General features: G+C 40.1%; 21 protein-coding genes. 14 read left to right on the top strand and 7 right to left on the bottom strand.

Translation table 11 applies throughout. From position 1 onward, the window contains the following. The first annotated feature begins 46 nt into the window (after positions 1-46). The 3 genes from ACFSKL_RS16705 to ACFSKL_RS16695 all read left to right on the top strand — a co-directional run bounded on the left by ACFSKL_RS16705 (position 47) and on the right by ACFSKL_RS16695 (position 5,028). A complete protein-coding gene (locus ACFSKL_RS16705) occupies positions 47-2,155 on the top strand; it encodes a bifunctional aldolase/short-chain dehydrogenase (protein WP_376887482.1) in 2,109 nt (702 codons plus the stop codon). A gap of 264 nt (positions 2,156-2,419) precedes the next feature. After that, the gene (locus ACFSKL_RS16700; protein ID WP_376887480.1) at positions 2,420-3,697 is read left to right on the top strand and encodes a sugar isomerase; all 1,278 of its coding nucleotides are present in this window, start codon (positions 2,420-2,422) and stop codon (positions 3,695-3,697) included. After that, the gene (locus ACFSKL_RS16695) at positions 3,697-5,028 is read left to right on the top strand and encodes an FGGY-family carbohydrate kinase (protein WP_376887479.1); all 1,332 of its coding nucleotides are present in this window, start codon (positions 3,697-3,699) and stop codon (positions 5,026-5,028) included. The genes ACFSKL_RS16700 and ACFSKL_RS16695 overlap by 1 nt, the downstream gene beginning before the upstream one ends. Before the next feature lie 106 nt (positions 5,029-5,134). Here ACFSKL_RS16695 and ACFSKL_RS16690 read toward each other — a convergent pair whose 3' ends face one another. Together ACFSKL_RS16690 and ACFSKL_RS16685 are read right to left on the bottom strand one after the other, a co-directional pair. Continuing rightward, positions 5,135-6,046: an Abi family protein gene (locus ACFSKL_RS16690; protein ID WP_376887478.1), complete on the bottom strand. Its 912-nt coding sequence runs from the start codon at positions 6,044-6,046 to the stop codon at positions 5,135-5,137. Between the two features lie 329 nt (positions 6,047-6,375). Next, positions 6,376-7,512 (bottom strand): hypothetical protein, encoded by a 1,137-nt coding sequence (locus ACFSKL_RS16685; protein ID WP_376887477.1) that lies wholly within the window; start codon positions 7,510-7,512, stop codon positions 6,376-6,378. A 241-nt stretch (positions 7,513-7,753) separates the two neighbouring features. Here ACFSKL_RS16685 and ACFSKL_RS16680 point away from each other — a divergent pair, with 241 nt between their 5' ends. From ACFSKL_RS16680 to ACFSKL_RS16660, 5 genes are all read left to right on the top strand, one after another. Further along, on the top strand, positions 7,754-8,509 hold the full coding sequence (locus ACFSKL_RS16680; RefSeq protein WP_376887475.1) for a (Fe-S)-binding protein: 756 nt from the start codon (positions 7,754-7,756) through the stop codon (positions 8,507-8,509). Continuing rightward, entirely contained in the window at positions 8,506-9,870 is a 1,365-nt protein-coding gene (locus ACFSKL_RS16675; protein ID WP_376887474.1) for a lactate utilization protein B, read from the top strand. The genes ACFSKL_RS16680 and ACFSKL_RS16675 overlap by 4 nt, the downstream gene beginning before the upstream one ends. Continuing rightward, the gene (locus ACFSKL_RS16670) at positions 9,863-10,423 is read left to right on the top strand and encodes a LutC/YkgG family protein (protein ID WP_376887473.1); all 561 of its coding nucleotides are present in this window, start codon (positions 9,863-9,865) and stop codon (positions 10,421-10,423) included. Before ACFSKL_RS16675 ends, ACFSKL_RS16670 begins: the two co-directional genes overlap by 8 nt. Positions 10,424-10,643: 220 nt before the next feature. Then, a complete protein-coding gene (locus ACFSKL_RS16665; protein ID WP_376887472.1) occupies positions 10,644-10,847 on the top strand; it encodes an addiction module protein in 204 nt (67 codons plus the stop codon). Between the two features lie 395 nt (positions 10,848-11,242). After that, on the top strand, positions 11,243-11,746 hold the full coding sequence (locus ACFSKL_RS16660) for a hypothetical protein (protein ID WP_376887471.1): 504 nt from the start codon (positions 11,243-11,245) through the stop codon (positions 11,744-11,746). Positions 11,747-11,803: 57 nt separating this feature from the next. On the opposite strand, the gene glmS is transcribed toward ACFSKL_RS16660, so the two are convergent. From glmS to ACFSKL_RS16645, 3 genes are all read right to left on the bottom strand, one after another. Continuing rightward, positions 11,804-13,645, bottom strand: a complete 1,842-nt coding sequence (gene glmS, locus ACFSKL_RS16655; protein ID WP_376887469.1) for a glutamine--fructose-6-phosphate transaminase (isomerizing) — start codon at positions 13,643-13,645, stop codon at positions 11,804-11,806. A 142-nt stretch (positions 13,646-13,787) separates the two neighbouring features. Beyond that, complete coding sequence (locus tag ACFSKL_RS16650; RefSeq protein ID WP_376887468.1) at positions 13,788-15,107, bottom strand: DUF4270 family protein; 1,320 nt, start codon at positions 15,105-15,107, stop codon at positions 13,788-13,790. A 16-nt stretch (positions 15,108-15,123) separates the two neighbouring features. Further along, entirely contained in the window at positions 15,124-15,936 is an 813-nt protein-coding gene (locus ACFSKL_RS16645; protein WP_376887466.1) for a glycogen/starch synthase, read from the bottom strand. A gap of 128 nt (positions 15,937-16,064) precedes the next feature. Here ACFSKL_RS16645 and panC point away from each other — a divergent pair, with 128 nt between their 5' ends. From panC to ACFSKL_RS16615, 6 genes are all read left to right on the top strand, one after another. Beyond that, positions 16,065-16,910 carry a pantoate--beta-alanine ligase gene (gene panC, locus ACFSKL_RS16640; RefSeq protein ID WP_376887464.1) on the top strand — a complete coding sequence of 282 codons (846 nt, stop codon included), beginning with the start codon at positions 16,065-16,067 and terminating at the stop codon, positions 16,908-16,910. Positions 16,911-16,939: 29 nt separating this feature from the next. Continuing rightward, positions 16,940-17,287, top strand: coding sequence for an aspartate 1-decarboxylase (panD, locus tag ACFSKL_RS16635; protein WP_376887463.1), 348 nt, complete (start codon positions 16,940-16,942; stop codon positions 17,285-17,287). Positions 17,288-17,290: 3 nt separating this feature from the next. Next, positions 17,291-18,292, top strand: a complete 1,002-nt coding sequence (locus ACFSKL_RS16630) for a lysylphosphatidylglycerol synthase transmembrane domain-containing protein (protein ID WP_376887462.1) — start codon at positions 17,291-17,293, stop codon at positions 18,290-18,292. A gap of 33 nt (positions 18,293-18,325) precedes the next feature. Further along, positions 18,326-19,012 carry a zinc metallopeptidase gene (locus tag ACFSKL_RS16625; RefSeq protein ID WP_376887461.1) on the top strand — a complete coding sequence of 229 codons (687 nt, stop codon included), beginning with the start codon at positions 18,326-18,328 and terminating at the stop codon, positions 19,010-19,012. Between the two features lie 106 nt (positions 19,013-19,118). After that, the gene (locus ACFSKL_RS16620; RefSeq protein ID WP_376887460.1) at positions 19,119-20,258 is read left to right on the top strand and encodes an acyl-CoA dehydrogenase; all 1,140 of its coding nucleotides are present in this window, start codon (positions 19,119-19,121) and stop codon (positions 20,256-20,258) included. A 141-nt stretch (positions 20,259-20,399) separates the two neighbouring features. Next, on the top strand, positions 20,400-21,329 hold the full coding sequence (locus ACFSKL_RS16615; protein WP_376887459.1) for a helix-turn-helix domain-containing protein: 930 nt from the start codon (positions 20,400-20,402) through the stop codon (positions 21,327-21,329). On the opposite strand, the gene ACFSKL_RS16610 is transcribed toward ACFSKL_RS16615, so the two are convergent. Beyond that, positions 21,312-22,082 carry a phosphoglycerol geranylgeranyltransferase gene (locus ACFSKL_RS16610; RefSeq protein ID WP_376887458.1) on the bottom strand — a complete coding sequence of 257 codons (771 nt, stop codon included), beginning with the start codon at positions 22,080-22,082 and terminating at the stop codon, positions 21,312-21,314. The genes ACFSKL_RS16615 and ACFSKL_RS16610 overlap by 18 nt on opposite strands. Further along, complete coding sequence (locus ACFSKL_RS16605; protein WP_376887457.1) at positions 22,066-22,449, bottom strand: hypothetical protein; 384 nt, start codon at positions 22,447-22,449, stop codon at positions 22,066-22,068. Before ACFSKL_RS16605 ends, ACFSKL_RS16610 begins: the two co-directional genes overlap by 17 nt. Positions 22,450-22,451: the final 2 nt, after the last annotated feature.

The raw sequence follows: 22,451 nt of genomic DNA, 5'->3' as shown, positions 1-22,451 counted from the left end.
TAATAAATAAAATAAATTTCCTTTTATAATTTAAACCTTGTTTACCATGGCTATTTTGGAAAAAAAATTTAATCATGTCTCATATCTATGGGATGAGCAAAAAGCAAACTCTTTGGGCAATGACGAAGTTGCCCTTTTGATATATAGGTCTAACATACTTGGCGCGGATCTACGAATCACAAATTATGGCGGTGGAAATACCAGCTGCAAAACCTACGAAAAAGACCCTCTTTCGGGAAAAGAAGTGGAAGTGATGTGGGTAAAAGGCTCAGGCGGTGATATAGGCACATTGACCAAATCAGGCTTGGCAGGTCTATACGTAGACAAATTGAGAGATTTGGAAGGTATCTACAAAGGAATAGAATTCGAAGACGAAATGGTTGGGCTATTCAACCATTGTATCTATGATCTGGACTCCAAAGCTCCTTCGATCGATACGCCACTCCATGCATTTTTACCATTCAAACACATTGATCACCTTCATCCGGATGCGGCCATCGCCATTGCTGCTTCCAAAGAGGGAGAAAAAATCACCCAAGAACTTTTCGACGGGCAAATCGCCTGGATTCCTTGGCAAAGACCGGGATTCGATTTGGGTCTTCAGTTGAAGAAGGCTTTGGATGAAAACCCTGGAATCAGAGGCATCATGTTGGGTGGCCACGGACTTTTCACTTGGGGAGATACAGCATATGAATGCTATATCAACAGTCTTGAAGTAATCGAAAAAGCTTCCCAGTATTTAGAAGACAACTATGGTAAAAAGAGACCGGTATTCGGTGGTCAAAAAATCGAATCACTTGAACCAAGCAAAAGAAAAGACCAAGCAGCTATCATCGCTCCACTTTTGAGGGGATTGGCTTCCAGCTACGATAGGATGGTCGGTACTTTCAGTGACTCAGACACCGTATTACAATTTATCAATTCCAATGATTTGGACAAATTGGCTCCTTTGGGTACTTCTTGCCCAGATCACTTTTTGAGAACCAAAATTGCCCCTTTGGTATTGGACATTCCTGCTGACCAAGACCTCAGTGACTTGGGTGCCATCAAAGAGCACATCAGCAAGCTGTTTGCTACTTACAGAGAAGGCTACAAGGACTATTACGAAAAACATAAAAGATCCAACAGCCCAGCAATGCGTGATCCAAATCCAGTGATCATCTTATGGCCAGGTGTTGGTTTGTTCTCTTACGCAAAAAACAAACAAACTTCCAGGGTAGCTTCAGAATTCTATATCAACGCAATCAATGTAATGCGTGGTGCCGAAGCTGTATCGGAATATGTTTCATTGCCATTGCAGGAAGCATTTGATATCGAATATTGGTTGTTGGAAGAAGCAAAGCTTCAAAGAATGCCTAAAGAGCAGCCTTTGTCAAGAAAAGTAGCTTTGATCACAGGAAGTGCGGGAGGTATCGGAAAAGCTATCGCAGACAAACTTGCCAAAGAAGGCGCTTGTGTGGTCTTGACAGATCTTGATGGAGATAGATTGGAAGAAGCCGTGAAGGATTTCGGAAAAGACACTGCTATCCAGACAAAACTGAATGTTTTGGACAATGACACCATTACGTCTGCATTCAAAGCGGCTAACCTTGCCTTTGGTGGTGTGGATATCGTTGTGAACTGTGCAGGTCTTGCGATAAGCAAACCATTGAACGAAACTTCAGAAGCTGATTGGGACTTACTAAACGATGTGTTGGTCAAAGGCCAATTCAAAGTAAGCCAGGAAGGTGTCAAAATCCTAAGAGCTCAAGGCCTGGGTGGTGATATCATCAATATTGCCTCTAAAAATGCCCTTGTATCAGGACCAAACAATGTAGGTTATGGAACGGCAAAAGCAGCCCAAGTACATATGTCTAGGTTGTTGGCAGCTGAATTGGGACCTGACAAAATCCGTGTAAATGTGGTAAATCCTGATGCTGTGATCGAAGGGTCAAAAATCTGGGAAGGTAAATGGGCTGAAGGAAGGGCCAAAGCGTATGGCATCTCGGTAGAGGAATTGCCTGCGCATTATGCAAAACGCACCTTGCTGAACGAAATCATCAGTACGGAAGATATCGCCAATGGTGTTTTCGCATTCGTAGGTGGCATCCTTTCCAAAAGCACCGGAAATATCCTCAATGTAGATGGGGGTGTAGCGGCAGCATTTGTCAGATAACTTGCACAAACCTATTATTTATACCTCAAATCCTTTCAGGTTTTTTCTAAATTGGACATTAGTCTAAACCTGGAAGGTTTTTATTTATCTAATATGATTATCCGCAATAACATCAGAAGCTAAATTAAAAGACTGGTTCAAGCGGATAACCGTTAATAGTTATTAGTCGATAAGTTATCAGTGCATCAATTGATTTAAAATATATTATTTTCTTTGGCTACTGGTAAGAAAGCGAATACACGTATTATCTAATAATTTCCAAAAATGAAAATCACACAAAGCCATATAGAAAATTCCAATGATGATTTGAAAAAGAATCACTCGGAATCTTTCGACTTTTTATCCAACCAGCTTTCCAACAAAGGTGTAGATGTAAATTTGGTCGTTGAAAAAATCAAGGCATTGCAAATTGCCATACCATCATGGGCACTTGGTGCCGGTGGGACTAGATTTGGCCGTTTTTCGGGCACAGGTGAGCCAGCTGACCTGACCCAAAAGATCCAAGACATCGGCATCATCCACGCACTCAACAAGTCTAGCAATGCGGTTTCACTCCACATTCCTTGGGACATCCCCCAGGATTATGAAGCCATCAGACAGATTGCAAGGGATTTGGACATCAACTTTGACGCTGTCAATTCCAATACTTTTCAAGACCAACCTGGACAAAAAGTATCCTATAAATACGGTTCCTTGGCAAACTCCGACAAAGCAGTAAGGGAATTGGCAGTAGAGCATAACAAAGAAGTCATCAAAATAGGTGAAAGACTTGGCTCAAAAGCTTTGACAGTCTGGCTTGCTGATGGATCGAGTTTTCCTGGTCAGCATAGTATCAGAAAGGCTTTGGCAAACACACATGATTCACTAAGTTCTATATACGAGTATCTTCCTTCAGATTGGAAAATCTTGGTGGAATACAAGCCTTACGAGCCAAATTTCTACAGTACTGTGATCCAAGATTGGGGTACATCCTTTTTGTTGGCCAACAAACTTGGTCCAAAAGCATATACTTTGGTAGATCTAGGGCACCATTTGCCAAATACAAACATTGAGCAGATCGTGGCTACCTTGATGACAGAGGAAAAGTTGGGTGGATTCCATTTCAACGATTCCAAATATGGAGATGATGACCTGACAGTAGGAAGTGTCAAACCATATCAGCTATTCCTGATTTTCCATGAATTGGTACAAGGCTTTGCAGAAACCAATAATCCATCACTTTCGTGGATGATCGATGCAAGTCACAATGTCAAAGATCCATTGGAAGATCTCTTGCAGTCTGTGGAAGCGATCAAGCTTGCTTATGCGCAAGCATTGATCATCGATCAAAAGGCCTTGGAAGAAGCACAGCAAAACCATGATACCGCAAAAGCGCAAGAAATCTTGCAAGACGCCTACAGAACAGATGTGAGGGCACTGGTATCAGAAGCAAGCAGACAATTGGGAGGTGCGATCTCTCCAATAAATGCATACCGAAAAGTTGGTGTGAGAAATGAACTGATCAAGGAGAGAGGAACCGATAGTAAAGCAAGCGGATTATAATGATACCTGTTACTGCCATATTTGATATAGGAAAAACCAATAAGAAATTCTTTCTTTTTGATGTGAATTTCAAGGAAGTCTACAAAGTCTATCATCGTCTGGAATATATCCAAGACGAGGATGGAGATCCATGTGAATCCATCAAGGAATTGACCAATTGGATCAAAGATACCCTTTCACATGCACTGACATTGGAGGAATTTAATATCAGAAAACTCAATTTTACAACTTACGGGGCATCACTTGTCCATCTGGATAGAGAAGGTGACCCAATCACACCGTTGTACAATTACACCAAAGAATATCCAAAGGATCTCCTGGAGGAATTTTATAGCAAATATGGTCCACAGGAAAACTTCTGCCAAGAGACATCCTCTCCTGCATTGGGCATGATCAATTCAGGTCTTCAGCTATTTTGGCTCAAGTACCGAAAGCCCGAATTATTCAAAAAAATCCACAATACCCTCCACCTTCCCCAGTATCTGAGCTATATGTTTACGGGGAAAATGGTCTCGGATTACACCAGTATAGGTTGCCACACTGGGCTATGGGATTTCAAAAACAATAGTTATCACCAATGGCTTGAGCAGGAAGACTTGTTGAAGTTTTTGCCAAGGGCTGTGGATTCTGCAGAGACTTTTCCCATTTCATTTCGCAAGCAATCGATGTCAGTCGGTGTAGGTGTACATGATTCATCCTCTGCACTATTACCTTACCTGATCAACAATACTGAACCCTTTGCCCTCTTATCCACAGGAACTTGGGCCATCAGCATCAATCCTTTCAACAGTGAAGTCCTGACCTTGGAAGAGTTGGAAAAAGACTGTCTGCATTTCATTGGCATTCATGGTCAGCCCATCAAAATCAGCAGACTTTTTATCGGTGAAGAGCACAAGTATCAGATTGAGAAGCTTTACGACCATTTCAAACTTGAAAAAGGATATTACAAGGCTTTGAAATTTGATCCTATTCATTACGCAAAAACGAAGGCATGCAAAACCAAGAAATTCCGTTTCGAATATCTGAAACCGGAAGCTTATGGAATTTCCCAAGCTGGGAAAAATGATTTTTCCCAGTTTGAAACCTTTGAAGATGCCTACTATTGTTTCTTGGATGAACTTACAGAATTGCAAGTGGCATCACTCCAATTAGTCCTAGCCGACACTTCCGTAAAACGATTGTATATTGATGGTGGATTCAATGCCAACGAGATGTTTGTAGAAATGCTCCGCCAAAAACTCCCAAACATCAGTGTAGAAACGACCGACTTTGCTTTGGGTACTGCACTAGGAGCTGCGATTTTGGTGAATAAGGTAGCAGTGGATGTGTGATGGTATTTTTTCAATTAAAAAGTCATATTGAAAACGAAATAATGATCTATTTCCAAAAAAGACTAAACTTTTTCAGTGCCTAGCTTTCACTATGATTTTAACACAATCATAGGTTGTTTATTAAAACCTTAATTCCACAAACCCAATTTGGCTTAATTCCCAAGGCATTTGGATCAACCGATGGGTATTTGATCAATAACTCTTGAAGTTTAATTGAAAATGAATTTTCTGGTGCTATTACGTTTACCAAATACCTCATAATACATAAATGCATATATAATTTTGAAGTGTCTTTTGGTACATCATCAACCCATCTAAATGGAGGTTTAGATAATAGTTTTGGTGTACCTGGTAAATTTTTATTCCATAACCTGCTATGATGCGCACAGTAATTCCTTATTTGCGTAATAGATTGCAACCAACTTGGAAGGTAAGTGTGGTTAGCCACTCCTAATTCTTGCGCAATTATATCTTTTGACTTGACATTATTTTTAAGGTTTCCGTAAAGTTTAGACAAAGATCCAAAACTTGTCAACTCCAGTGTTTTCCAAGCTGGAGGAAATCGCAAATCATCCTTATACTTTTTTTTGTGCTCTTTGATAAAGATGTCTTTTGAACGATCAACTTCTTCTTTGATGCTAGCCAAAGTTCCAATCAAGGCACCTGAATCTTTAAAAATTGTTATATTCTGAAACCACCATGAATCATATTCATGTGAAAGTTGATAGATGAGTTTCGTACGAAGACTAATTTCAATTTTTTCTATGACATCAAATAATAGGATTCTAAGTTCCCTATCAAAATTATATAAGGAAATTACATCTTCAAATCTACTATTTTCTTTAAAAAAATGGTTTTCTTTATCGTTTTGCATAGACCACCAATAGCCTGCAAGTCTATAATAGCTTACATTTTTTAAATAATGCTTGGCAATATTTTCGTCTGTTATAGATAATCCTCTTTTGCGAAGCTGTTCGATATGTTCATCGATGGTAAAAGCCTTTTTATCATAAATCATGATGATGCATTGTTAAAAATGAAAAAACATTAGACAAATCCCATGTTGCATGGAAATATTTTATAAAATCAGGAGCTTTATAAAAGCAAAAGACTCGCCCTGGTACGCAGTCAAATAGACTTAAGCGTGGCGAGTACTGTTACTACAAAGTTATTAATATTTTTTGAATTCCATAAATATTTTAAAAAAATCACCTAACACATTCTTTTACGTGGTTATTGGATAGAAAACTGATATCCAGATAAATCCTATTTCAAAATATCAAAATAGCCTGTTCTTGAGATCATATTAATTATGGTTACAACCATAAAAACTCACTAACTTCTCCTCTACTTTAACTCAAAAACCAAATAATCTGAATACTCCTGCTCAATATCAGGATTGTCTTTTTTTCTGATCAATATTCGGTTACCAGGAAGCTGTACTATTTCTGAATGTGGTTCGCCATCTGAAGGAAAGGTGGTTTCTTGGTATCCCGAACCATCTTTTTCCAAAATCAGAAGCCTGAAAAGCGCTGGATCCTGATAAAAAAGGTAATCAGAATCAGCATCTTTTTTCAAATGTATATCTCCTTCCGACATGCCTGAATAGTATAAAAGCGCTAATTTATCTGATCCCAACTCAAGAAGAGTAACGTTTCTGGATTTATTGGAAGGAATGAAATTTTGATGTTCAAAATTCAGCGTTTCTATCGATTCAAACCCTTTGGACATATCATATACTCCTATGGTTTTCGAATCTTGGAAAGTCAAATACATGAGGTTAGTTTCCCTATTCAGTGCATAGATTTGTTTGGGATTGATTGTCTTTTCTTTGAGTTCAGTAGAAGAAAAATATTGTTTATCAAATCGTAAGGTCCATTCAAGCGAGTCTTTGACTGGATTGTAAAACTCGACCATCATTTGCTCACTTAGTCCGTCTTTTGTTTCAAAATTATGAACCGGAATGCCTGAAAAAAAGTTGGTGAGAAAATAAGGTGAAGAACTGTTTGCAAGGCGGAAATATGGAACACCAAGCTTTGGCCCACTGTATAATTTTATGGTATAGTAGGCAGGAATCTGTAATCGTTCTTTTACTTTCCAATCTCCAGAATACCAAATAAATTCATTGGAGCTTTGAACAAAGATCCCCTCATTTTCATGATTAAATGAAGCGGCCAAAATACTTGTATTGTATTCATCCGGTCCTTCGCCAAATTTCACTACAGCATGCAATACTTCTCCACTTTTGTCAAGCTGCACAAATTCATTTGTAATTGCATCAAATGCCAGGAATTCCTCACTTTTAGAATTATAATCCAAAATCCGGATCCTATTCTCCCGTGCTACCCTAAAGGAATCAACTTGAACCAATTGATATGAGTAGATTGTATTTTCACTCCTCTGGGAGTTGGAACAAGAGAAGAAGAAAAATAAAGATAAAATACAGTTGTAGGCAAACAACTGATTTACAGTTTGATATTTCATAAACGAATAATTTCTTTTTAAATTAACTATTTCTTAAATCGATTCCAAGTGTTAGTTTCATTACCTCTACCCGACACTACAGGATGTTAAAAAGTAGCGATTTATCGAAATTGAAACTATCTTATAGATTCTATTTGAATTTGCATGTGCTATCTTCACTTCTTCGGTTGACAATTGACTTTTGTCTGTCGACTGTTGCTGCCAGATAAGCCAAATCAAGATCCGTATTGATTCAAAAAATATGTCATTCAACAAAAAAGTAGGCCTCTTTATTCCATGTTACGTGGATCAGTTTTATCCAAATGTGGCAATAGCAACTTTGGAGCTTCTTCAGAAATTAGGTTGCGATGTAAGCTACCCCATGGGCCAAACCTGCTGTGGCCAACCCATGGCAAATTCAGGATACGAACGGGATACCGTAGCTACCACACAGCATTTTTTGGACACGTTCGAAGCTTTCGACTACATTGTCGCTCCATCAGGAAGCTGTGTACACCACGTCAGAGACCATGCTCCAAGCATCGAAGGCAAAGAATCCCACCAAAAAGATATTCAGCACAAAGTCTATGAATTGACTGAGTTTATCACCGATATCCTAAAAATCACCGATATCAAAGGAACATACCGCCATAGGGTTGGTTTTCATTCCAGTTGTCACGGTCAGAGAGGGTTGAGGTTGGCCTCATCAAGTGAACTAAACCTTCCTTCTTTCAACAAAGCCAAACAGCTCTTGGCCAATTTCGAAGGTTTGGAATGGGTTGAGTTGAGTAGAAAAGACGAATGCTGTGGTTTTGGGGGAACATTTGCAGTGACAGAAGAAGCCCTTTCCGTCCAAATGGGGAAAGACAGACTTCAAGACCATATCAGCAAAGAAGCTGAAATCATCATCGGAGGTGACATGTCCTGTATCATGCACCTTTCGGGCATTGCTTCCCGAAACAAGCAAGCGATCCAGTTCAAACACATTGCAGAAGTACTAAACGAGGCCATTATATGAACCATCCCGTCCAAGCAGCAAAATTCCTGGAAGACAAGCCCAATGCCAAATGGCATGACGAGACCCTGTGGTTTGTCCGCGACAAGAGAGACCTCTCCAGCAAATCAATCCCAGAGTGGGAGAAGTTGAGGGAATTGGCATCAGACATCAAAGATAATGTACTCAGCAATCTCGATACTTATCTGGTAGAGTTTGAAAAGAATGCAACCAAAAATGGCATTAAAATCCATTGGGCAAAAGATGCGGAGGAACACAATCAAATAGTCCTTTCAATTTTGAAAGAGAAAGACTGCAAGGCCATCGTCAAAAGTAAATCTATCCTGACAGAAGAATGTCACCTGAATCCATATTTGGAAGAAAATGGCGTGGAAGTAGTCGATACTGATTTGGGTGAGCGGATTGTACAGTTTCTCAACCAGCCACCAAGCCACATAGTCCTGCCGGCAATCCACCTCAAAAAAGAACATATTTCGGAAATTTTTCACGAAAAACTCCAAACCGAAAAAGGTAACAATGACCCTTACTACCTGACACAAGCGGCAAGAAAACACCTTCGGGAAAAGTTCCTTGCTGCCAAAGTGGCTATCACAGGAGTAAATTTTGGAGTCGCTGAGACTGGGGAATTTGTAGTCTGCACCAATGAAGGCAATGCCGACATGGGTGTACATCTAGCAGACACACATATTGCCTGTATGGGAATAGAAAAATTGATCCCAAAAAGGGAACATTTGGGTGTATTTTTACGGCTATTGGCGCGCTCTGCGACCGGGCAAAGCATCACCAATTACAATTCCCATTTCAGAAGCCCCTCCAATGGAAAAGAAATCCACATAGTCCTTCTGGATAATGGCCGGACGAAGCAGTTGGCGAGGGAAAAATTCAGAAACTCCCTCAAATGTATCCGATGCGGTGCCTGTATGAACACTTGTCCGATCTATCGAAGAAGTGGTGGCTATTCTTATGGTAGTGTGGTACCTGGACCGATTGGATCTATCCTATCCCCTGGAATAGACCTCAAAAAACACAGCTCCTTGCCTTTTGCCTCTACTCTCTGTGGCTCCTGTTCGGATGTATGTCCTGTCAAAATCAATATCCACGAGCAACTCTACGAATGGAGACAGGAGATCACCAAAGCACAGTCTTCCCTCAACGCCAAAAGCATTGCCATGAAGATCGCAAACGGTATATTCTCAACTCCATTTGCCTACAAAATCAGTGGTAAAATCATGCGTGGAAGCCTCAAAATACTTCCTGAAAGCATCACATACAGCAATCTAAACACTTGGGGCAAAGAGAGGGATCTTCCAGAATTGCCAAAACAATCTTTCAAAGACTGGTACAAAAACAAAGGAAATGAATAGCAGAGAGCAAATATTAAGTGAGATCAAGAAGCTGAAAATAGGCAATTCTGAACTTCCTGTAATTCCTCAGTTTGAGTTTCAAGAGGACATAGTCGCTAGCTTCAAGACATCCATCAAGGCAAATAAAGGGGAAATCATTTCTGAAGAAGAATTTGAAGGCCTCCTGCAATCCGGGGAATTTCCAAATATTTACACCGCTTTGGAAAACTATTCCCAATATGGCAATTGCCAACTGCCAGAGGATCCACATGAACTGAAAAACTTGGATTTGGCCATTATAGAGGGGTATTTTGGGGTAGGAGAAAACGGCGCTATCTGGCTGGATGACAGCAAGCTTGACCATAGGGTCTTGCCATTTATTGCAGAACACTTGGTGATCGTTTTGGATAAAAAATCCCTCGTTCCCAATATGCATGTAGCCTACAATCAAATCGACCAAAAGCATTCAGGATTTGGGGTATTTATCGCCGGTCCATCCAAAACTGCTGATATAGAACAATCCTTGGTGATCGGTGCCCACGGAGCGAAAAGTCTACGGGTAGTGCTGGTGTAGGCGAATAGACCTCACACAAAGACCGCAAAAGTGCAGAGAGACGCTGAGGCTTATTGAAAAACGGTGCGGCTATTCTAGAAAATAAGACAGTGTCAATTATTTTGATAAAAAGATTCTGCTTTTTGTGTTTTATGTATATCCATATTGTTTCTAAGGCAAGTTGTGTTTTTTGAACTCTTATTTATTTTCAGTATTTTAGTACAGATATTTCCACTTATTCATGAAAGAAATAACCCTGAAAATCCCTGAAGATAAATTTGATTTCTACATGGAATTGTTTCGCCAACTCGGTTTGGAATCAGAATCTAATTTCGAAATCCCGAAAGAGCACAAAGATATTGTAAGAGAACGAATTCGTCTTTCTGAAGAAAACAAAAGTAATTTACTTAATTGGGAAGCAGTAAAAGATGAATTTGATTTTTGATGAATGACTACGTTGTGCAAATTGATTCATTAGCCAAACTTGACATACAAGAAGGAATCAATTGGTACAACAACCAAGCTCAAGGTCTTGGAAGAAAATTTCATTTAGAAATAAAGGATACAATTGATAGAATTAAACTAGTCAAGTTTTTTCAAATAAGATATGATGAAGTTCGATGTCTCCCTACAAAAAAATTTCCTTACATGTTTCATTTCACAATCGATGACAATCGGAAATTGATGATAATCAGAGCTGTACTCAACACCCACTTAGATCCCCAAAAATGGGATAAAAGGAAATAATACTAATCTATTAGAATTAAAACCTCACTATTCCTATCAATTATTATTATAATCTATAGGAAACACGTAATTTGCGGAATATTTGATTGTGCAATGATTCAAAAACTCTTTCCCCTAGACAAAAACTACATCCTTCGACAGGCACAAACTGCCATGGAAGAAAGTATGTTGAACTTAATGGTCTTAGAACTAAAGAAATCATACACAGCTCTTTTCAATCCATTGATGCTCATGGATAAGACCTTTAATCAGATATTGGATACTTATGATTTTCCGAAAGATCGGTTAAAAATCATCTACTATCAACTCTGCGGGATCTATCGATACAAATTTGGATCGAATCAACTAGAATTGCTTTTCGATGGAAGAACGCACTTTGACAAATTTCAAGACGATTGGGCAGATCAGTTGACAGAGTGGGTCAGAGATCTTGGACATCATGAACAATATGTCAAAACCATGCTTCGGATGACGGTATTGTTCGATACAGATTCAAGGGCAGAATGGTCAGAAAATCAGTGCAAGGCATTTATCAACCAGTTTTTTGACCTAAAAATTGTCAAGAGAAAAGGGGAGTTGAAACTCAAGATTGCCTAAAAAAACTTAAGCATATAACATAAACAATAAAGGCTCCAAAATTGGAGCCTTTATTGTTTATTCTACTGTCACTGACTTAGCCAGATTTCGTGGTTGATCCACGTTGCAGCCACGCATCACTGCAATGTGATAGGATAGTTGTTGCAATGGGATAACTGATAGCAATGGAACAAATGCCTCTGCTGTGTCAGGAACCTCCAAGACATGGTCTGCCATGCCCCTCACCACAGTATCACCTTCTGTGACCACAGCGATGATTTTCCCTTTTCTAGCTTTCACTTCTTGGATATTGGACACTACCTTTTCGTATGAAGTGTCTTTTGTTGCAATAAATACAACAGGCATCTCTTCATCAATCAAGGCAATCGGCCCATGCTTCATTTCCGCTGCTGGATAACCTTCTGCATGGATATAGGAAATTTCCTTCAACTTCAATGCTCCTTCAAGTGCAACAGGGAAATTATATCCTCTTCCCAAATAAAGGAAGTTTCTAGAGTCTTTATATTCAGCAGCTATTTTTTCAACATTGCTGTTCATTTTCAAAGCCTTTTCTACTTTGCCCGGAATCCCCTCCAATTCATTCAACAACTGCACATACTTGCTCTCTGTCAAAGTACCTCTTTGGTATCCAAGCATCAATGCCATCATGGTCAAAACAGAAATCTGAGCTGTAAATGCCTTGGTGGAAGCCACACCGATCTCAGGCCCTGCATGGGTATAACAGCCTGCATGGGTAGCCCTTGCGATGGATGAGCCCACCACATTACATACACCAAAAATTGTAGCCCCTTTAGATTTTGCCAACTCAATAGCGGCAAGCGTATCCGCAGTCTCGCCGGATTGGGAGATAGCGATCACAAAGTCCTTTTCGCTGATGACTGGATTTCTATACCTGAATTCAGAAGCATATTCTACCTCCACCGGAATCCTTGCAAACTCCTCAAAAAGATACTCTGCTACCAGACCTGCATGCCAAGAAGTCCCACAGGCAGTGATGATGATTCTATCTGCATTTTGGAACTTGTTCATGTAGTCACGAAGGCCACCCAGCACCAATCTGCCATTTTTGGCATCCAATCTACCACGCATACAATCGGCAATGGATCTCGGTTGCTCATTGATTTCCTTCAACATGAAATGGTCATATCCACCCTTTTCGATGGCTTCCAATTCCATTTCCAACTTGTTGATATACGGGTTGGTCTCTACATTCTCAATGGTCTTGATTTGAAGATTATTGTTGCGGATTACGGCAATTTCATAATCATCCAAATAAATCACTTGGTTGGTATATTCTATGATTGGGGTAGCATCTGATGCCAAGAAATATTCATCTTCACCAACGCCTATCACCAAAGGAGAACCTTTTCGTGCAGCTATCAAAGTATCCGGCTCCGCCAAGTTCATGATCACGATGGCATAAGCCCCTACTACCTTATGCAGCGCCAGCCTTACAGCTTCTTCGAGACTACAATCATTGTGTTTATGGATATCCTCAATGAATTTCATGAAAACTTCCGAATCAGTATCACTATGGAACTGATAACCTCTGTTTTTTAAATCTGTTTTGAGTACATCATAGTTTTCGATGATCCCGTTGTGGATCATTGCAAACTGTTCGTTTGAAGAGTAATGTGGGTGTGCATTGACATCATTTGGCTCTCCATGTGTGGCCCATCTGGTATGGCCAATGCCTATCTTGGAACCTAGGTCTGCCTGACTGCTTAGGTGGTTCTCCAACTCAGAGACTTTCCCTTTCTTTTTATAGACATTTAGTCCTTTTTTGTCGATCAGGGCTACACCGGCACTATCATATCCCCGGTATTCAAGCCTTTTGAGACCTTTGATTATAATTGGCAGAGCCTCTTGCTGCCCAACATAAGCTACTATTCCACACATAAGTAAAAATTTTAAAGGTTAAAGGTAATTCATTTCATACTCAGAAAGCAAAACCCAAGCCTAAATTTTAGCATTCATTTTTACTTGAATCCTAATATTTGGGCTTGGGTTTAATACAATGCTTGTTTGGGCAAAGGGTGAATTAGAATGCCCTGATTTTAGAATAATATATTTTTAATTTGATATTGTTTTGGTCTACAGTAAATCCCCTAAATGATTTCTTGAAAGCATCTTCGAAATTTACATCTGATGGAAATGATGGTGATACCAATAAATCATTCCGCTGAAGCCCTTGTCTGTAAACAGCATTCATATAGGAAGTAATGCCTGTTCTGTACATATTCGAAGTACTGATAAAACCCAAAACACCGTGATTATTACTACTCACAGCTGGTACAAGATTCCCTTCTGCATTTCTAACAACCTGAAGAGAACGCTCATCCTGTATTGTATAAAATTGTCCCGAACTATTTCTAAGTTTTTTGTTGGTTTCATCTGTGAAATACATAAACATACCAGCTGGAGGCCTGTTTGTCGTGACCTCTTCGGTCAAAGGTCCAATCTCCAATACAATATCATTGAAGGTGACATTGGTCAGGGTATCCAAAAATGCATCTATGGGACTGGTATCCAATTTCATCATCAATCCAACACTGGATTTCACACCAACGCGGTTTCCTACATCATAAGCCTGATTTGCCTCGGTGATGACGGCAGTAGGGGTACCTGTTCTATCGCTGTGTACATAATTGAAATGTCTGGATTGCGCAGTGGAAATCGAATATCCCCTTGAAACAGTATCGCCTTCATTTTTGAAATACACAACTATTCCGGTCGTGTTTCCTATCCTGATTCCTGTAGATGCATTTTCCTCAGGATTCCCCTGAAAAGCAACTCCCGGAATAAGGTTTCTAAAGGAGAATACATCTTTGAAAGCATCCCCTTTTTTCAGTTCTTCAAAGATAAACTCCGAAAAACCTGATTCCATAGCAACAGAAACAGCAGTATCCTGTCGGGCAGAAAAATCAAAACTTCCCTGGGCAATAGGATTTGGATCGAAATCCAACCTATCAAAATTATAATAGGTGGTATCCATAATTCCCTCGGTCAACAAATGCACCGACAAAGACTTGGCAGTCCCCAAATCATTCCCGATGACAGATTCAATCCGGAAATTAAACTTGACCGAGTCCAAAACGGCATTCTGGGCGGGTCTTGTTGCTGTTGGGCTGATAGCCAGCCTGCTAAAGCCAATCCCTTCGGATTTGCCAAAGAAATCATCGGTCAATCCACCAACAACCATCGAATTGGTATTGGTTGTATTCATTGAATCTTGCAGAACCATAGAAGCAGAAAGGGGTATTTCTGTATAGAAAACCCCTATCTGATTGTTGTTGGGATCCAAATCTAGCCCTAGGGTAGAAGGATCGCTGCAAGAACTCGCAATGGATAATGTGATCATTAGACCTCCAACCAGCTTAGCTGGCGAGGTCATTATAGATGTTGTAATAACTTTCAAAAAGTTGTTCTTCTTCGTCGCTGTTAATCTCACACTTCTTGTCTTTAGAGCACTCCTCAATTAATTGTGTTAGTTTATCTGAGATATCCTCGTTCTTGATGACTACATCGGCATATTCCATCCCTATTTTTAGGAAGCCTTCATAGTCTTTGGATTTCAAAGGAGCTAATATGGCATCATCAATATCAACCATTTTCACTTTCTCAAACAAATCGTCGCCAAATTTATGGCTAAATCCGGTATTATAAATAGCAAATACGGATTTTGTATCCTTAAATAACGGTTCATTTTTGTAGGTGGTCTTGAGGTACATTGGTATCAAGCTGGTCATCCAGTCATTACAATGTACTACATCGGGAGCCCAACCTAGTTTTTTTACTGTTTCAATCACACCTTTACAGAAGAAAATGGCTCTTTCATCATTGTCTTCATAGAATTTTTCCTGCTTGTCATGAAAAACGCTCTTCCTTTGGAAATAGTCTTCGTTGTCTATGAAATAAACCTGAAGCTTCGCATTGGGTATAGATGCAACTTTAATGATCAATGGTTTTTCTTCCTCACCAACGGATATGTTGATTCCAGAAAGTCTCACTACCTCATGTAACCTGTTCTTTCTTTCGTTGATCAGACCAAATCTAGGAACAAGAATTCGAATTTCCATACCTTTTTCTTGCATTGCCTGGGGCAGTGCCCTTACAAAGTTGGCAACTTCTGAAGTTTCTAAGAAAGGATTGATTTCGCTGGCTACGTAGAGAATACGAAGTTTAGACATATCTTGTTTTTTTTGTTGAGGGATAATACGGGACTACAAACTTACAAAAAAAATCCTTCAAATCCATTGTTTTTATCCAGAATAACATAGCTTTGCGGCTATTTTACATTTTCCAAAATTTCCAAATTGTGACAATCCTTAGGACCAAACAGGCTGTAAAATCAGCTCTACAGATTCTTAGAACCAGTCAAAAAACCATAGGTTTTGTACCTACCATGGGCGCATTGCACAAGGGACATCTGTCCTTGGTAGAAAATGCAAAATTATCTTCTGAGGTTGTAATTGTCTCTATTTTTGTAAATCCCACCCAATTCAACAACAAAGAAGACTTCGAAAATTACCCCATCACGATCGAAGAAGACCTTAAATTACTGGAAGAAAAAGGGGTCGATTTCATCTTTTTGCCAAATCTCGAAGAGATGTATCCAGCAGAAACCCTCCTAAAAATGGACTTTGGTGACCTGGATAAAACCCTCGAAGGAGCCTTCCGTCCGGGGCATTTTAGCGGAGTTGGTGTGGTGGTTTCTAAATTGTTAAACATTGTTAAACCTGATAAATCTTACTTCGGACAGAAGGATTTGCAGCAAGTTGCGATCATCAAACGCCTGGTAGTGGACCTTTGCTTTGATGTGGAGATCATCGTAATCCCGACTATCAGGGAACAGGATGGATTGGCTATGTCTTCCCGGAATGTGAGGCTCAATCCAGATGAAAGACTGACTGCAACCATCCTTTACAAATGCTTGGTTTTTGCCAAAGATGAACTTTTAGACGGCGGAGATTGGTTTGAGATCAGGGAAAAGGTGACAAAGAGATTCCATGATGAACCGCAAGCGCGATTAGAATACTTCGAGCTGGTACATACTGATACGCTGGAAAAACTCAAGGAGATCAAAGGGCAAAAAAAAGTATCTATCTGTACGGCTGCCTATATAGGTGAAGTGAGATTGATTGATAACCTTTCCATAGTTTAAATTAGCTTTGCATAAAACAAATTGAATTCATGCATATTCAAGTATTAAAATCCAAAATACATAGGGTAAAGATAACTCAGGCAGAACTTCACTATGTAGGAAGCATCACTGTCGATGAAGACTTGATGGATGCTGCCAACATCATCGAAAATGAAAAAGTGCAAATCGTCAATGTAAACAATGGCGAGAGAATTGAAACCTATGTGATCAAAGGGGATCGAGGATCTGGTATGGTCTGTCTAAATGGTCCGGCTGCACGCAAAGCGCAAGTGGGAGATGTAGTCATCATCATTTCCTATGCTTCAATGGATTTTGAGGAAGCCAAATCCCACAAACCGGTACTGATTTTCCCAGACGACCACAATAAAGTCATTTAAATATTGAGACTCACCATCAAACAATGGATCCAGGTCTTGCTTTCCCTGGGGGTAGCAACCTGGATCTTTTGGTTTTTATACAAAGACATCAGTTTTTCCGAGCTTTCAGATGTCATCCAGGAAACTTCTTTGGCTTGGCTTGGCTTGTCGATTTTGGTATCCATCTTCGGTTTTTGGCTCCGTGCCTGGAGATGGTCGCTGTTGATAGATGCAGGAGAACACCAAAAAACATCTTCCCTCAGAACATTCTGGGCATTGATGGTTGGTTATTTGGCAAACCTCATTGTGCCCAGAGCCGGTGAAGTTGCCCGCTGTGGGGTGTTGAAAAAGACCGAAGGCATAGATATGGGTCGGCTAATAGGCACTGTTCTCATGGAGCGGACCATTGATTTGCTGTTTATGCTCTTTTCCATTTTCCTCGCATTTTTTATCGAAAGAAGGCTCTTCACAAGTTTGTTTTCTGAGCTGGTCTCCGTAGAAACTGTAATCGAGAAGCTTAGCAACGCATTGCCAATTTTCATAGGAGGATTGGTCATTACTATTATTTTTGTTCGTTTTATATCCAAAAAATATAAGCACAAGAATTTCTTCAAAAAGCTTAGACATTTTATCAGAAACTTAGTCCAGGGTGTCTCCAGTCTATGCAAAGTAAAAAACCAGTTTGGCTTTTGGGCATCATCCATTGCCATATGGGTCAGCTATTACCTGACCATGTATGCAGTTGCCTTGGCGATTCCAGCTACTGCCAGTTTGTCACCCAGTGCGGTGTTGATGGTCATGGTAATGGGAAGTATTGGCATGACTGCACCTGTCCAAGGTGGAATAGGTACCTTTCATGCATTAGTGGCGTTCATTTTGATACGTTATGGATTATCGGAAGACCAGGGGAAAATCTTTGCAGCAATCATCCATGGAAGCCAAGTTTTGACGATCATTGCCTTAGGGATGGTAGCTTTGGCTATTTTCTTTAAGATCACTGCAAAACAAAAACCTAAAACTTCCTAAATTCGTAAAGACAAGCACTAAAATACCAAAGCTATGATTATACTTATCGTCGTTGTGTTCGGAATCTTGGGATTCGTGGTAAGCAACAGATTAAAGAGCAAATTCAAAAAGTATTCAAAAACCCCGCTTCAGGCAAACCTGTCTGGAAAGGAAATCGCAGAGCTGATGCTCGCAGACAATAAAATCTATGACGTCAAAGTCAATTGTGTAGAAGGGCAGCTCAGTGATCACTACAATCCTGCTAATAAGACTGTAAACCTGAGCCCAGATGTATATTATGGAAGAAATGCAGCCGCTACAGCAGTAGCTGCCCATGAATGTGGCCACGCAGTACAGCATGCAACAGCTTACTCTTGGCTTCAGTTAAGATCAGCCATGGTGCCTATCCAAAATGCCAGTGGTAAAATATTGAATATTGTGTTGATAGCTTCCATTATTGGTGGCTTTTTAATCAAGTTACCCTATGAATTTATCGGATTGATAGTAGTAGGTGCATATGGAGTCATGACATTGTTTACTTTTATCACACTTCCAGTGGAATTTGATGCAAGTAGAAGGGCCTTGGCTTGGGTCAACCAAAGAAACATCGTAACCAGCTCTGAATACGCCATGTCCAAAGATGCCTTGAAATGGGCAGCGATGACTTATGTCGTGGCAGCATTGGCTTCATTGGCCACATTGGCTTATTACATCTTTATTTTCTTTGGAAATAGAGACTAAGAAACTGAAAACATCAATTTGAGTTTACATTTAAGGGGCAAGAAATTGCCCCTTTTATTTTTTTGCTCTATATTCCAATCTTGAAACAATTAACCCAAATATCGATATGAATTTTGAATATACAGAAGAGCAGCTGGCAGTCCGAGATGCAGCAAGGGAATTTGCACAAACCGAATTGTTGCCCGGAGTAATAGAAAGGGACACAGAAGCAAAATTTCCCCATGAACAAATCAAAAAAATGGGTGAATTGGGATTCCTTGGAATGATGGTAGACCCCAAATACAATGGTGGTGGTATGGATACTGTGTCTTACATATTGGCCATGGAAGAGATCTCCAAGGTAGATGCCTCAGCTTCTGTAGCAATGTCTGTCAACAATTCGCTGGTATGTTGGGGCTTGGAAAAATATGGAAACGAAGAGCAAAAGGAAAAATACCTAAAACGGATCGCATCAGGTGAAATCTTGGGGGCATTCTGTCTCTCTGAACCAGAAGCAGGGTCCGATGCCACCTCCCAAAAGACAACAGCGGATCTAAGTGGAGACCATTATGTCCTGAACGGAACCAAGAATTGGATTACCAACGGAAACACCGCAAGTGTCTATGTGGTCATTGCACAAACTGATGCATCGAAAGGCCACAAAGGGATTTCTGCCTTTATAGTAGAAAAAGAATGGGAAGGATTTGTCATAGGCAAAAAGGAAGATAAACTGGGAATTAGGGGTTCTGATACACATTCTTTGATGTTTACCGATGTCAAAGTCCCCGTTGGGAACAGGATAGGAGATGAAGGTTTTGGTTTTACTTTTGCGATGGAGACATTGAATGGAGGGCGGATAGGCATCGCAGCGCAGGCATTGGGAATAGCTTCAGGTGCATATGAACTGGCCTTGGCCTATTCCAAAGAAAGAAAAACCTTTGGGAAGCCAATCAGCCAACACCAAGCCATCCAGTTCAAACTGGCAGACATGGCTACGAACATAGAAGCCGCCAGGCTATTGGTTACCAAATCTGCCTGGCTCAAAGACCAGGGAAAAGATTATTCGCATGCCTCAGCCATGGCAAAACTATACGCCTCACAGGTGGCTATGGATGTCACGATAGAAGCAGTGCAAGTCCATGGAGGCTATGGATTTGTAAAGGAATACCATGTAGAAAGGTTGATGCGGGATGCAAAAATCACCCAGATTTATGAAGGTACCAGTGAAATTCAAAAAATAGTTATATCACGTAGTATTTTAAGATAATTCAAAATTTATGAGTGAATAAGGGCTTAAAATTCAATTTTAATGCCCTTTTTCTTTTATTCATGAAATTTTTATTAGATAAGTACATTATATTGCAGAAATTTATCCTAGTTTTACAGAAAAACCAAAACAGCCTCTTTCATGGAATATTACAATAAAGTCATAGAATCCGTCGGAGTTCGCTTTTTAAAAGGCAATAACTATAAAATTGATAAATCTGTAAGTGTTTCGGATTACAATGATACCGAAAATACTGTGATTTTACTTCACCAAGGTTCATTGAAGTTTTCAGATGATGGTGAAGGTGTCAATGAAGGGGAAATTCTATTTATCCCCGCAGGTCGAAAAAGCAACGTATCATTCGGAAATGTCACCAAAAAATCTGATTTGACAAATGAGACATTTTTGGATAACAAGAGAAAATACCTTCAGACTATCAGTTTCAAAGATATCAAAAACTCAGAAGAGGACTGTATCACTGTTGTAAATTTTGAGGCTAAGGTTTTTGACGTAGTCAATTTTTTCAATTCTTTGGGCATTCCGCCGTTTGTGATTCGATTCAATGACAAAATAGCCACGATCATTGAAGATATCGTCAAAGAATCAGAGCAGAGTATTCCGGGCAAAGAACGGGTAAACAAGCTCCAAACTGAATTGCTGGTAATAGAAATCGTCAGACATATCCTGAAAAACAGACTGTTTGTAGAGGAATTGTCTACAAATAGTACCTATTTCAAAGATCCCCGACTGATAGATATGTTCAACTACATCAAGAAAAACATCGGTGGAGACCTATCAAACAAGGTTTTGGCAAAAGTCGCCAATGTATCGGAAGATTATGTTGGCCAGTATTTCAAAATGTTGACCAGTATCAACCCACAGGATTATATAGAATACCAAAGAATGGAAGCTGCGGTAGAGTTGTTGAGGACTTCCAAAAAGAGTATCAGGGATATAGGCAAAGAAGTAGGGTACAAAGATACTGCCTATTTCTGCAGAAGATTCAAGATGATGTATGGATTGCCTGCGGGCAAAATGCGTAGAAGGGAATCATTAATTAATGTTCAGTGATAAATTCAACACATTCACATATTCCAAAACCTCAGTCAACAAGCTGGGGTTTTTTTCTGCCCCATTTCCGATGACCACCACATCCGCTCCAGCATGGAGTGCGGTCTTTACTTTTCCAAGCTCATTCAAACCACCGCCAACCAAGAGAGGGGCATTGACGGCATCCTTGATCCCAGAGATAATCTCCTTGGAGACTGGGATTTTCGCCCCACTTCCTGCATCAAGATAAAAATGTTGTAGTCCCAAAAACTTTCCTGCCAGTGCAGTGGCAACAGCAATATCAGGTTTATGGTTTGGGATTGGGATAGTCTGGCTGATATAGTTGACACTGGTAGCAATACCGCCATCTATCAGCATATAGCCTGTCGGCAAAACTTCCACATTGGATTTGGCCAACATCGGCGCTATCATCACATGCTGTCCTATCAGTAACTCTGGGTTTCTACCGGAAATCAAGGAAAGAAATAAAATCCCGTCCGCCAATTCCGAAAACTGAAGTAAACTTCCCGGAAAAAGTACCACCGGAATTTCGGTATTCACCTTCTTGACAAGCCCAATAATCCTATCAATCCCATTTGCACTGATCAGGCTGCCTCCCAAGAAAATAAAATCCAGCTGAAGTGCAGAAGCTTTTTGTACCTGCTCCAAAAAAGAAAAATCATCTAGGGTTTTGTCTGGATCAATTAACCAAGCAACTGCCTTTCTACCTTCTTTTGCATAGAACTTAAGTTTCTCCTCAATCTTCTGATTCATCGTCCTGACTATCCTGGGCTTTTTGGTTAAGGTAAGCATTCATCAGCTTCTCCCTTCCGTAAGTGATTGCTATCGGCAAGAGGATCGCTGCCAACCTCCCGCCAAATCCCGGGCTTTTTTTAGCATTCAATTTCCCTACTATTTCATCATCCAGCAAACCTTCTTTTTCAAGAACTGCCATGATTTTTTTGTTTTTGTTGTTCTTTTTGCCCTTCAAAGCCCTCACTACACCAAATGCAACAAGCCCACCCAGCAAAACACCGGCACCCATTTTTGCCCAGTCCCTTGAATCGCTTCTGAGAAAAGCCAACTGTGCCTGAAGCGTTTGCTCCAATTCCTCTGCTTTGTTTTTAAGATCATCCTTCATGT

Source organism: Belliella marina, assembly GCF_042682445.1.
In the GTDB taxonomy this organism is placed as follows: Bacteria; Bacteroidota; Bacteroidia; order Cytophagales; family Cyclobacteriaceae; genus Belliella; species Belliella marina.
Note: the sequence above shows the minus strand (reverse complement) of the source record. Positions and strands in the feature narration are given on the sequence as shown.